Source organism: Lysobacter rhizosphaerae (assembly GCF_054779795.1).
In genome coordinates this window covers 543,731-555,245 of the sequence record NZ_BAAGXO010000001.1, presented here as the reverse complement: position 1 = coordinate 555,245, position 11,515 = coordinate 543,731, and the positions used below count along the sequence as shown (strand labels likewise).

Sequence of the window (11,515 nt, the reverse complement as noted above, 5' to 3'; positions counted from 1 at the left end):
CCTGACCCCGCCGGAACCGGTTGGGTTAACGCCAGTTTAACCCATACTGCGGCGGATACATGTCAAGTCCGTGACGCCGTCACGGAATCTCGCGCTCCGCTGAGCCGGGCTCAGGCGCCCGGCGCGATCTTCAGGTAGGTGCCCAGGCCGTCCAGGAACATCTGGACCGAGATGGCTACCAGCAGCATGCCCATGAGCCGCTCCACGGCCATCAGCACGCGGGTGCCCAACCACTTGTAGAGATAGGTGGCACTGAAAAGGATTGCCGCGGTCGCAGTCCACGCCAGCAAGAGCGCAAGGCTCCAATCGGCCAGGCGGCCCGGGTCATTGCTGCCCATCAGCATCACCGCGGCCATGCCGGAGGGACCGGCAACCAGGGGGATGGCCATGGGCACGATGAAGGGTTCGCCTCCGGGCAGTTCGCCCATCAACCCTTCCGGCGGCGGGAAGATCATGCGGATGCCGATCAGGAACAGCACGATGCCACCGGCGATCGACACTGACTCCTGGCGCAGGTGCATCAATTCCAGGGCGTACTTGCCGCCCCACAGGAACACCATCAGCACGCCCAGCGCGATCAGCAGTTCCCGCGCCAGTACGATCCGCTGGCGCCGCGCCGGCAGCCCGCGCAGCAGGCTGAGGAAGACGGGGATGTTGCCCAGCGGATCCAGGATCAGGAACAGCAGCAGGGCGGCTGAGGCGATCGTCATCGGAGTGCGGTCACGAGTCGGGCGTCCAGATCCGGCCGCGGTGACTGGCGCCTTCCGGCGACAGCAGGGTAACGCAGGCCTGCGCGTAGGCTTCCGGATCGCGACCGACGCGATCGGTCTCCTCGAGGTACGCCTTGGCCCGAAGCGGCGTGCGCATGGGGCCCGGCTGCAAGCCGGAAACCCGGATCCTTGAACTCTCCACTTCCGACTGCAGCATGCCGATCAGCCCGGCCATCGCATGCTGGGCCAGCCCATAACCACCCCAGAAGGCATTGCCGACCCGCGCGAGGTCATCCAGCACGAACACCACCGCCGCGTCGCCGGCCTTGGCCAGCAATGGCATGCAGGCCTGCGTCAGCCACCAGCGCGCGGTCAGGTTGACGTGGATGGCGCGTGCGAATGCAGCCGGGTCCGTCTGCTGGAGCGGAGTGAGCCCAGCAAAATTTGCCGCGCAGTGCAGGACACCATCGAGGCGGCCGAGTTCGCTTTCGATCTGTTGCGCCATGTGCGCGTAGTCGTCGGCCGAAGCGCCTTCCAGGTCCAGCGGATACAGCAAAGGCTCGGGCCCGACGGCGGCGACGGCGTCATACACGCGATTCAACTTGGGCACCTTGCGCCCCAGCAGCACTACCGTCGCACCCGCGCGCGCGCAAGCGACGCTGGCGACGCTGCCCAATCCGCCATGCGCGCCGGCGACCAGCACGACGCGGTCCTTCAATGCCGGTTCCGAAGCCGGCGCGGCGGCGGCACTCACTGTTGCTGGGCTTCGCTGATCATGCGGGCCAGCTCGCCCGACTCGAACAGCTCGAGGGTGATGTCGCAACCGCCGATCAGCTCGCCGTTGATGAAAAGCTGCGGGAAGGTCGGCCAGTTGGAATAGCGCGGCAGGTTGGCGCGCACTTCCGGGTCTTCGAGCACGTTGATGGTATGCAGCTGGCCGGCGCCGGCGGCCTTCAGCGCCTGCACGGTGCGGCTGGAGAACCCGCACATCGGGAACTGCGCGGTGCCCTTCATGAAGAGGACGATCGGATGGCCCTCTACTTCGGACTGGATCCGTTCGATGACAGACATGGACTACTCCTGGGATAAGGCGCTGCGCAGAAGCGGAAGGCGCGTCTCCGGCTCGTGAGGACCGGGCAGCTGAACGTGGGGATACAATGCGTATTGTAAAAGCTTTCGCCCCGCCGCCGCCCATCCGACGCGGCCGGCGCCCCCTTCCAGCCAGCAAGGAGCCAGCCATGGCCATCGAACTGCCCGCCCTTCCCTACGACCGCACCGCGCTCGAACCGCACATCTCGGCCGAGACGATCGACTACCACTACGGCAAGCACCACCAGGCCTATGTGACCAACCTCAACAACATGATCGCGGGCACCGAATTCGCCGACATGCCGTTGGAGGACATCATCCGCAAGTCGCAGGGCGGCATGTTCAACAACGCCGCGCAGGTGTGGAACCACACGTTCTACTGGAACTGCCTCAAGCCCAATGGTGGTGGCGAGCCCGCCGGCAAGCTGGCCGACGCCATCAGCAAGGCCTTCGGCGATTTCGCCAAGTTCAAGGAAGAGTTCACCAAGGTATCGGTCGGCACCTTCGGTTCGGGCTGGGGCTGGCTGGTGCAGCGCCCGGACGGTTCGCTGGCACTGGTCAGCACGTCCAACGCCGCCACGCCGCTGACCGGCGATGACACGCCGCTGTTGACCTGCGACGTGTGGGAGCACGCGTACTACATCGACTACCGCAATGCGCGCCCGAAGTACGTCGAGTCGTTCTGGAACCTGGTCAACTGGGACTTCGTGGCTTCGAACCTGCGTTGATCCGGGCGCCACGCATCGGGCATCGAACGGCCGGGCAATCCGGCCGTTCCTGTTTCTGACCTATATCGCCTGGCCTATATCGCCGCAGAATCTGACCTTTGGCACCTAGCCGGACCGGCGCGAACCAATAAGCTGCCGTGAACTGAACAAGGATCCGTCATGGCCGCACCCGCGCTTCCTGCCCTGCTTCCCTACGCCCTCACCGCCGGCATCGGCTGGATGTACTACGGGCGCATTCGCCGCCAGTTCGGCAGGCAACGGTGGCAGCCCCGCCGCACGCTGGCGCGGATCGCCCTGCTTGCGCTGGTGCTGGTGTCGCTGGTCCTTGCAGGCATCTTCGTTCCGCACGCGGGCTGGGCGGTCGCGACGGGGCTCGCATCGGGGCTGGCGCTGGGTTTCTACGGGGTGACGCTGACGCGGATCGAAGCGGCGGAGGGCATGCGCAGCTACGTGCCCAATCCATGGATCGGCGGTGCGTTGTCGGCGCTGCTGCTCGGTCGGCTCGCATGGCGCGTCCTGCATGGCGGCTTCATGACGCAGGCAGGCACGGGAGCCAGTCCGCTCACTCTCGCCTTCGCCGCGGCGCTGATCGGCTACTACCTCACCTACTCGATCGCACTGACCTTGCGGATGCAGCGACTGGCGTCGCCAGCCGGCTGATCGTGAGCCGATCCCGAGGGATCAGCCGTTGCGCAGCGCCGCGACCACCGGCGCCACCTGCGCTTCGCGTCCCAATGCCGCTCCGGTGCGCTGCAGCGTCACCGCCAGGTCGCTTGCGGAATCCGCGCGCAATGTCGCGTGGCCGACCTTGCGGCCCGCGCGCGGTTCCTTGCCGTAGTCATGCCAGTGGCCGCCGGCTTCGCGCAGCACGACACCGGCGTCGGGCATGGACCCGATCCAGTTGAGCATGCAGGCCAGGCCCACCATGCGTGTGTCGCCCAGCGGCAGGCCGAGCACGGCGCGCAGGTGGTTCTGGAACTGCGAGGTCTCGCTACCCTCGATCGTCCAGTGTCCGGAGTTGTGCACGCGCGGCGCGAGTTCGTTGGCGAGCAGTTCGCCATCGCGGCAGAACAGTTCCAATGCGAAGACACCGACGTAATCGAGGGCTTCGGCAAGCTTCTTCGCATGGTCGAAAGCGGTTTGCGCCATCGCCGCGTCGACTTTTGCCGGCGCCAGGCTGGCTGACAGCACGCCGTCGACGTGCCAGTTCTCGGTCAACGGCCAAGTGCGGAACTCGCCATCGCGGCCGCGCACGGCGACCACGCTCAGCTCGCGCTCGAAGGCGATGAAGCCTTCGAGGATCAGGCCGACCGTCGTCGCCTGCGCGCCAAGCGCGTCCCACGCAGCCACGGCATCGGCGGGTGTCTTGATGCGGAACTGCCCCTTGCCGTCGTAACCGAGGCGGCGCGTCTTGAGGATGCAGGGCGTACCCAGCTGCGCGATCGCGCGGTCGAGATCCTCGCGCGAGGCAATCGCGGCGAACTCCGGAACCGGGATGCCGAGTTCGCGGAACAACGTCTTCTCGGCAAGGCGGTCCTGCGCCACGGCGAGCGCGCGCGGTTGCGGGAATACCGGCACGCGCTCGGCCAGCCACTGCGCGGATTCGGCCGGTACGTTTTCGAAGTCGAACGTGGTGACGTCGACCCGGGACGCGAACTCGCCCAGCGCCTTCTCGTCGCGCCAGTCGCCGACGATCAACGGCGCGAATTGGCCGGCGCAGGCGTCGGCGACCGTGTCCATCACCAGGAAGCGCAGGCCCAGTGGCGCACCGGACAACGCCATCATGCGGGCAAGCTGACCGCCGCCCAGGATTCCTACCGTTGTCATCGTGTGCCGGTCACTTGCGCGGATCGTCGTTGGCGATCACGTCGTCGGTCTGCTTCGCGCGAAAAGCTTCGAGCGCGGAACCGATCTCGGGGAATTCCTTCGCCAGCATCGCCGCCGCGAACAAGCCCGCATTCGCGGCGCCCGCGTTGCCGATGGCGAACGTCGCCACCGGGATGCCGGCCGGCATCTGCACGATAGACAGCAGCGAGTCCATGCCGTTCAGCGCCTTGCTCTGGACCGGCACGCCCAGCACCGGCACCGCGGTCTTGGAGGCGAGCATGCCCGGCAAGTGCGCGGCGCCACCCGCTCCGGCGATGATCGCGCGCAGGCCGCGCTGCGCGGCGGTTTCGGCGTACGAGAAAAGCACATCCGGGGTCCGGTGCGCGGAGACCACGCGGATCTCGTGCGGAACTCCGAGTGCTTCGAGCCGGGCGGCTGCGTGCTGCATCGTCTCCCAATCGGAGCGCGAGCCCATGACGATGCCGACGAGCGGGGCTTCCCCAGTTGCTGCCATGACGGATCCAAGCCTCAAAAAGGTATTCTACCGGCCTTCCGCCGCGCCTTCATCGCCATGGATCGCAAACTGCTGGACCTGCTCGTCTGCCCTACCACCCGCCAGCCGCTGGCCCTGCTCGACGGCCGTGGCCTCCAGGCCGTGAATGCGGCTATCGCCGCGGGCGGTGTGTTCCGCGGCGATGGCAGTGCCCAGGCCGAGACGCTGCACGAAGCCCTGGTGACCCGCGATCGCAAGACGGTGTACCGCCTGGATGACGGCATCCCGGTACTGCTGGCCGAAGAGGCCATCGCCACTGCGCAGATCGAAGGCTTTCCGCAGGCATGAGCGGCGCCGCCGTGAAGGGTGATTTCCTGCCGCCGCCGGCCGAAGTCATCGAGGCCGATGTCGCGCGGGCCCTGGCCGAAGACCTGGGCAACGGGGACGTCACCGCGACCCTGCTGCCGGACGTTGCCGACAGCGCCTATCTGCTGTGCAAGGAAGACAGCATCGTCTGCGGTCGTCCCTGGTTCGATGCCTGCCATCGCGCGCTCGATCCCGACGTACGCATCGACTGGCGCGTAAGCGAGGGGGACCGGGCCGGCAAGGGCATGGTGCTGGCGACATTGCAGGGCCGTGCACGCTCCCTGGTCAGCGCCGAACGGGCATCGCTCAATTTCCTGCAGACGCTTTCGGGCACGGCCACCGTCACCGCCCACTACGTCGAGGCCGTGCACGGCACCGGCGCTCTCATCCTCGACACCCGCAAGACCATTCCTGGCCTGCGCCTGGCCCAGAAGTACGCGGTGCGCGTGGGCGGCGGCGCCAACCACCGCATGGGCCTGTACGACGCGGTGATGCTGAAGGAGAACCACGTGCGCGCGGCCGGCTCGATCACCGCGGCGATCCATGCCGCGCGTGCCATGCATCCGTCCTTGCCGTTGATCGTCGAAGTCGAATCGCTGGCGCAACTCGAGGAAGCACTGCGGGAAGGCTGCACGCGCATCCTGGTGGATGACTTCGACGCCGCGATGCGCCGCGAGGCCGTACGCATGGCCCACTCCGCGCCGTTCAACGGCGCCATTCCGCTCGAAGTCTCAGGCGGCGTGGACCTGCAGACACTGCGCGCCATCGCGGAAGATGGCGTGGATTGCATTTCCATCGGCGGGCTCACCAAGCATGTCCATGCGATCGACCTGTCGCTGAAGCTGGGGCCGCCCCCGGCGGGTTGACTCGCCGCCGGAGCGGGACATGCCGGCACGCATACGAAAAAGGGCAGGCCCGCGTGGACCTGCCCTTTTTTCATTCGTATGTGCGGCGCTCTAGCCGTTGCTCACCACGATGGTGATCACCGCCGCGGCGACCGCGATTACCAGCCCGATCCAGAGCCAGCTGCTTCCGCGCGGCGCGCCGTGCACCTTCGTCGCCTCGACGTGCACCGGTTCGTGGCCAGCCGCGCCGACCAGGCGGAAGCGCAGCTTGTCGAAGCCGATCTCGTCGCCCATGCGCGCCCTTTCCCTGATCACCCGGCGATCGTTGAGGGACGTGCCGTTGGTGGAGTTCAGATCCTCGATCGTCACGCCGTCCTCGCCCGGGATCAGCCGTGCATGCACGCGCGAGAGCCCCAGATCATTGATGTGGATATCGCACTCCGGCGAACGGCCGATCGTCACGGGCCCCTGCAATGGATAGCTGCGACCGAATGCACCACCGGTGACGCCACGCAGCACATACATGGGCACCACGTGCCGCACCGCAGTGACGCCCGGGTCGTCGTTGGCCGCGTGCGGATAGCCGCCGTCGCCACCACGCGGTGCGACGGCGTCGATCGGAGCCAGGCGCGCCAGGACATGGTCGAAGGTGACGCTGTCGCCGGGACGCAGGGCGATCAGGCCATCGACATGTCGCCCGTTCACGCTGACGGTGGTGCCCGAAGGCACCTCCAGCATCACGCCGGTCGCACTGACGTGCAGTTGGCAGTGCTGGGGCAATACGCCAGGCGTGTCCAGAACGATGTTCGATCCAGGATCGGAACCGATGCGGTTGACCCCGGGACCGAGCAGAACCTGCGGGTGTTCACCACCCGGAAAAACAAGCTTCATCGGTGCGCCGCCCTCCCGGCGAACGTAGACTTGTGGCGAGCATTCTGAGCCACTACCTTTGATTCATGCCGACTCTAATCCTCCTGATGATCGTGTCTGCGACCGTGTTCGCGTTCTGGAACGCGAGCCGCGCTGCTGCTGAACGCGCCGAAGCGCTGGGGCGTGACGCGTGTCGCATCGCTGGCGTGCAATGGCTGGACCACAGCGTCCATGCCATCGGCCTGCGCGTGTGCCGGCAGGAAAGCGGCTGGCTCGGTTTCGAGCGCACGTTCCGGTTCGACTACTCGCACACTGGCGAGGATCGGCACATCGGTCGCCTGGTGCTGCGCGGCGACCGGCTCGTTTCATTCAGCGGGCCGGTAATGCCGTCGGTGGCGCAGTTCCACTGAAACAGTTCCACTGAAGCTGCGCGGAAGGCGGATCGACCGGTTACTTGACGATGCGCAGATGCCCACTGCGGCGCGGCGTGGGCGTCGGCGGGTTGTCGTCGCCATCGTCCGGGGCACCCTCGTCATGCACGATGCTCAGTGGCGCGTGGGAGACTTCGTCCGCGTCGGTTTCCAACACGACATCGGTCTCGTCCGCCGCATCGGCCAGCGAGTCCTCCGGCAGGGCCATGCCCTGCCCGGTTTCACGCGCATAGATGGCCAGCACGGCCGACACCGGGACGGATACCGAGTGGCTCACGCCGCCGAACCGTGCGCTGAAACGGATCACGTCATTGCTCATCTGCAGCCCGGCGACGGCGCGCTCGGCGACATTCAGGACGATGCGGCCGTCCTTGACCGCATGCACGGGCACCTGCACGTGCGGGCGGGTGGCATCGACCAGGAGGTGGGGCGTCATGCCGTTGTCGGCGATCCACTCGTACAGCGCCCGCAGCAGGTACGGGCGGTGGCTGGTCATGATGGTGCTGTCTTCGGTCATGCGGGAAGTGTAGCGCCGCGTCAGCCTTCCAGAAATGCGAAAAGGCCCGGAGTTCCGGGCCTTGTCACAGTGCATCCGGTGGACCGCCGGCCTAGGCCGGCATCTCGCGCAGCTTGCGCTCGGCGTCGGTGAGACTCCGGGTAAAACCGGGATTGCGGAAGATCCGGTTGCCGTAGTCCTCGATCACCTTGCCGTCCTTCGGCAGCGGCACGCCCAGCGCCGGCAGGCGCCAGATGATCGGTGCCATCGCACAGTCGGCCAGGCTCATCTCGGGATTGAGGAAGAACTTGCTGGCCTTGAACAGCGGCACCGAGGCGGTGAGCAGTTCCTTGAGGCGCTTGCGTCCGGCTTCGGCCTGGACCTTGTTGCCGAGCTGGATCGCCTGCACCTGCGGGACCCAGTCGTGTTCCAGGCGCAGCATGGCCAGGCGCAGGCGCGCACGGGACAGCGGGTCCACGGGCATCAACGGCGGATGCGGGTAGCGCTCGTCGAGGTATTCGCTCACCACGCTGGCGGCGTACAGGACCAGGTCGCGTTCGACCAGGGTCGGCACCGAGTGGTACGGGTTGAGGTCGACCAGGTCTTCCGGCGGATTCTGCGGATCGACCGGAATCAGATCGTAGGTGACGCCCTTGGCTGCCAGTACCAATCGCACGCGATGGCACAGCACGCAGTCGGTGGAAGAAAACAGAGTCAAGGCATTACGCATACGTGGACTTGCCGCCATCATCGATTGCTCCTGCGTTCGGTCTGGCCCGGCCATCCGCCGGTCTCAGGTCGCCGCCCACCCCCTGCGTGCGGTCGCCTAGGCTCCCGAGACTAGCGTTACTGCCTGAAAAAGTCGCCCCCCGGGACCCCAGATGCAAAACGCCCGGCTTGAAGCCGGGCGTCTTGGGAAGCGGTCAGTGCACGTCCTTCCAGTATTCGTGCTTCAGCAGGTAGGCCAGGAGGGTAAAGGCGGCCAGGAACAGCACCACCCACACGCCGAGCTTCTCCCGCTTGAGGACGGCCGGCTCACCGGCGTACTCGAGGAAGGTCGTGATATCGCGGACCGACTGGTCGAACTGCTCCGGGGTCTGCGTACCCGCCGTGGCGACCTTGAGGCCGTGGACCGGGCGCTCGCCCGTGGCCTTGTCCGGCTCGCCGTACTCGGCGTGCTGCAGGCCCTGCATCTGCCACAGCGGATTCGGCATCGACGCGTTGGGGAACAGCTTGTTGTTCCAACCCAGCGGGCGGGTCTCGTCGAGGTAGAAGGACTTCAGGTAGGTATAGATCCAGTCGCTGCCGCGGACGCGCGCGATCAGGCTGAGGTCCGGCGGCATCTTGCCGAACCACTGCTGGGCGTCGGCCTCGGTCAGGGTGACCTGGACCTGGTCGCCGATCTTGCCGCCGCTGAGGTTGAGGTTCTGCATCACCTGTTCTTCGCTCAGCCCGAGGTCCTCGCCGAGGCGCGAGTAACGCAGGTACTTGAGCGAATGGCAGCCCGAGCAGTAGTTCATGTACAGCTGGGCGCCACGCTGCAGCGACGCGCGGTCGCCGAGGTCGGTACCCGAGTGCAGCAGGTTGCCGCCCTCGTTGGCGAAGGCCGAGACCGAAACCAGCAGGCCTGCCGCGAGGCCGGCCAGGGTGCGGACGAGATTCATCTTAGTCATGCGTCGTCACCCGTTCCGGCACCGGCTTGGTCTTGTCGAGTTTGGTCCACACCGGCATGGTGATGAAGAAGGCGTAGTACAGGAAGGTCAGCACGCGGCCGATGATGGTTTCGACCGGGTCGGTACCCGGACCGGCGCCGATCTTCATCAGCCACAGGAAGCAGATGGCAAAGCCCAGCAGCATCGCCCACGACAGCTTGCCGCGATAGCGGAACGAGGTGACCCGGCTGCGATCCAGCCACGGCACCAGGAACAGCAGCACGATGGCACCGAACATCACCAGCACGCCCCACAGCTTGATGCCGAAGAACGACGGCACCACGCGCAACATCGCGTAGTACGGGGTGAAGTACCACACCGGCTTGATGTGCTCCGGCGTCACCAGCGGATTGGCCGCGGTGAAGTTGTCGTGCTCGAGGAACCAGCCGCCGAAGGTCGGGGCGAAGAAGATGATGAAGGCCGCCAGGATCAGGAAGAAGGCGACGCCGAAGGTGTCCTTCACCGTGTAGTACGGGTGGAAGGGAATCCCGTCGGCCGGCTTGTTGGCGTCCCAGCGGTTGCCCTTCGGGCCCTTCTTGATGTCGACGCCGTCCGGGTTGTTGGAACCGACTTCGTGCAGCGCGCCCAGGTGCAGCACGACGAGCAGCAGCAGCACCAGCGGCAGCGCGATGACGTGCAGCGCGAAGAAGCGGTTGAGCGTCGCGTCGGACGGGATGTAGTCACCCATGATCCATTCGGTCAGGCCCGTGCCGATCTTCGGGATCGCGCCGAACAGCGAAATGATCACCTTGGCCCCCCAGAACGACATCTGGCCCCACGGCAGCACGTAGCCCATGAAGGCCTCGGCCATCAGCACGAGGTAGATCACCATGCCGAGGATCCAGACCATTTCGCGCGGCTTCCTGTACGAGCCGTACATCAGGCCGCGGAACATGTGCAGGTAGACGACGATGAAGAACAACGAGGCGCCGGTACTGTGCATGTAGCGGATCAGCCAGCCCCACGACACGTCGCGCATGATGTACTCGACCGAAGCGAACGCTTCCGCGGCGCTGGGCTTGAAGTGCATCGTGAGGAAGATGCCGGTGACGATCTGGTTGACCAGCACCAGCAGTGCGAGCGAACCGAAGTAGTACCAGATGTTGAAGTTCTTCGGCGCGTAGTACTCGGTCATGTGCTTGCGGTACATCGGCATGAGAGCCGGCGCCCGGTCGTTGACCCAGTTCGCGACGTTGTTGACGGTGCGCGTAATGATGCTCATGGCTTACGCAGCTCCTGCGGTGCTTTTGCCAGCGGGATCCACGCCGATCACGATCGTGTTGTCGTTTTCGAAGTGGTACGGCGGAACCGGAAGGTTCGCCGGCGCCGGCATGCCCTTGAAGACGCGGCCCGCGGAGTCGTAGCGCGACTTGTGGCACGGGCAGAAGTAACCACCCTTCCATTCGGGATCGAACGGCTCCGGCTTGATCTCCGGCTTGAACTCGGGAGCGCAGCCCAGGTGGGTGCACACACCGATCAACACCATCAGGTCAGGACGGATCGAACGCGTCGCGTTCTTCGCATAGGCGGGCTGCTGGTCGGTGTTGTCCGACTTCGGGTCGAGCAGCAGGCCATCGAGCGACGGCAGCACATCGAGCATCTTCTTGGAGCGGCGCGCCACGTAGACGGGCTGGCCGCGCCAGGCGAGCGTCAGCTGCTGGCCTTCCTGCAACGCAGTGATGTCCTGGGTCACAGGAGCGCCGGCCTGCTTGGCACGCTCGCTGGGACTCCATGACTTGATGAACGGTACCGCCGCAAATCCGACCCCAACCGCGCCGACCACCGCAGTAGTCGTGGTCAGGAAACGGCGGCGGCCCTGGTTGACGGGGTGGTCCCCTTGGTTGGCCATCCGGCACTCCGCAAAGCTTGTGAACGAGTCACCGCAGGCCCTCGCCAATGGCGACGGCTTACGGCGTAAAAAGACGGCGAAGTGTAACGGAACGGTGAA

16 protein-coding genes are annotated in these 11,515 nt (G+C 66.0%); 5 read left to right on the top strand and 11 right to left on the bottom strand.

The window, feature by feature from the left end; translation table 11 throughout:
- Positions 1 to 110 precede the first annotated feature (110 nt).
- The 3 genes from ACYVGE_RS02575 to grxD are packed head-to-tail and all read right to left on the bottom strand — an operon-like array spanning position 111 to position 1,781.
- A complete protein-coding gene (locus tag ACYVGE_RS02575) occupies positions 111 to 710 on the bottom strand; it encodes a MarC family protein (RefSeq protein ID WP_460726775.1) in 600 nt (199 codons plus the stop codon).
- Between the two features lie 10 nt (positions 711 to 720).
- Positions 721 to 1,464 carry an SDR family NAD(P)-dependent oxidoreductase gene (locus ACYVGE_RS02570; RefSeq protein ID WP_460726773.1) on the bottom strand — a complete coding sequence of 248 codons (744 nt, stop codon included), beginning with the start codon at positions 1,462 to 1,464 and terminating at the stop codon, positions 721 to 723.
- Positions 1,461 to 1,781: a Grx4 family monothiol glutaredoxin gene (gene grxD, locus ACYVGE_RS02565; RefSeq protein ID WP_460726772.1), complete on the bottom strand. Its 321-nt coding sequence runs from the start codon at positions 1,779 to 1,781 to the stop codon at positions 1,461 to 1,463. The genes ACYVGE_RS02570 and grxD overlap by 4 nt, the downstream gene beginning before the upstream one ends.
- A 167-nt stretch (positions 1,782 to 1,948) precedes the next feature.
- Here grxD and sodB point away from each other — a divergent pair, with 167 nt between their 5' ends.
- On the top strand, positions 1,949 to 2,527 hold the full coding sequence (gene sodB, locus ACYVGE_RS02560; RefSeq protein WP_460726770.1) for a superoxide dismutase [Fe]: 579 nt from the start codon (positions 1,949 to 1,951) through the stop codon (positions 2,525 to 2,527).
- A 159-nt stretch (positions 2,528 to 2,686) separates the two neighbouring features.
- Positions 2,687 to 3,187, top strand: a complete 501-nt coding sequence (locus tag ACYVGE_RS02555; RefSeq protein WP_460726768.1) for a hypothetical protein — start codon at positions 2,687 to 2,689, stop codon at positions 3,185 to 3,187.
- A 21-nt stretch (positions 3,188 to 3,208) separates the two neighbouring features.
- On the opposite strand, the gene ACYVGE_RS02550 is transcribed toward ACYVGE_RS02555, so the two are convergent.
- Positions 3,209 to 4,354: a 5-(carboxyamino)imidazole ribonucleotide synthase gene (locus tag ACYVGE_RS02550; RefSeq protein ID WP_460726766.1), complete on the bottom strand. Its 1,146-nt coding sequence runs from the start codon at positions 4,352 to 4,354 to the stop codon at positions 3,209 to 3,211.
- 10 nt (positions 4,355 to 4,364) lie between these two features.
- Entirely contained in the window at positions 4,365 to 4,868 is a 504-nt protein-coding gene (purE, locus tag ACYVGE_RS02545) for a 5-(carboxyamino)imidazole ribonucleotide mutase (RefSeq protein ID WP_460726764.1), read from the bottom strand.
- A gap of 57 nt (positions 4,869 to 4,925) precedes the next feature.
- Between purE and ACYVGE_RS02540 the strand changes: the two genes are divergently transcribed.
- Both ACYVGE_RS02540 and nadC read left to right on the top strand, forming a co-directional pair.
- Positions 4,926 to 5,195, top strand: coding sequence for a Trm112 family protein (locus ACYVGE_RS02540; RefSeq protein ID WP_460726762.1), 270 nt, complete (start codon positions 4,926 to 4,928; stop codon positions 5,193 to 5,195).
- Positions 5,192 to 6,079: a carboxylating nicotinate-nucleotide diphosphorylase gene (gene nadC / locus ACYVGE_RS02535; protein WP_460726760.1), complete on the top strand. Its 888-nt coding sequence runs from the start codon at positions 5,192 to 5,194 to the stop codon at positions 6,077 to 6,079. The genes ACYVGE_RS02540 and nadC overlap by 4 nt, the downstream gene beginning before the upstream one ends.
- Before the next feature lie 90 nt (positions 6,080 to 6,169).
- Here nadC and ACYVGE_RS02530 read toward each other — a convergent pair whose 3' ends face one another.
- Complete coding sequence (locus tag ACYVGE_RS02530; RefSeq protein WP_460726758.1) at positions 6,170 to 6,949, bottom strand: FHA domain-containing protein; 780 nt, start codon at positions 6,947 to 6,949, stop codon at positions 6,170 to 6,172.
- Positions 6,950 to 7,014: 65 nt separating this feature from the next.
- Here ACYVGE_RS02530 and ACYVGE_RS02525 point away from each other — a divergent pair, with 65 nt between their 5' ends.
- Positions 7,015 to 7,338, top strand: coding sequence for a DUF3301 domain-containing protein (locus ACYVGE_RS02525; protein WP_457095697.1), 324 nt, complete (start codon positions 7,015 to 7,017; stop codon positions 7,336 to 7,338).
- A 40-nt stretch (positions 7,339 to 7,378) separates the two neighbouring features.
- Here ACYVGE_RS02525 and ACYVGE_RS02520 read toward each other — a convergent pair whose 3' ends face one another.
- From ACYVGE_RS02520 to petA, 5 genes are all read right to left on the bottom strand, one after another.
- Positions 7,379 to 7,876 carry a ClpXP protease specificity-enhancing factor gene (locus ACYVGE_RS02520; protein WP_460726756.1) on the bottom strand — a complete coding sequence of 166 codons (498 nt, stop codon included), beginning with the start codon at positions 7,874 to 7,876 and terminating at the stop codon, positions 7,379 to 7,381.
- 91 nt (positions 7,877 to 7,967) lie between these two features.
- Entirely contained in the window at positions 7,968 to 8,603 is a 636-nt protein-coding gene (locus ACYVGE_RS02515) for a glutathione S-transferase N-terminal domain-containing protein (RefSeq protein ID WP_310053803.1), read from the bottom strand.
- A 175-nt stretch (positions 8,604 to 8,778) separates the two neighbouring features.
- Positions 8,779 to 9,528 carry a cytochrome c1 gene (locus ACYVGE_RS02510; RefSeq protein WP_457095695.1) on the bottom strand — a complete coding sequence of 250 codons (750 nt, stop codon included), beginning with the start codon at positions 9,526 to 9,528 and terminating at the stop codon, positions 8,779 to 8,781.
- Entirely contained in the window at positions 9,521 to 10,789 is a 1,269-nt protein-coding gene (locus tag ACYVGE_RS02505; RefSeq protein WP_460726753.1) for a cytochrome b, read from the bottom strand. The genes ACYVGE_RS02510 and ACYVGE_RS02505 overlap by 8 nt, the downstream gene beginning before the upstream one ends.
- 3 nt (positions 10,790 to 10,792) lie before the next feature.
- Positions 10,793 to 11,416 carry a ubiquinol-cytochrome c reductase iron-sulfur subunit gene (gene petA / locus ACYVGE_RS02500; RefSeq protein ID WP_460726751.1) on the bottom strand — a complete coding sequence of 208 codons (624 nt, stop codon included), beginning with the start codon at positions 11,414 to 11,416 and terminating at the stop codon, positions 10,793 to 10,795.
- Positions 11,417 to 11,515 lie beyond the last annotated feature (99 nt).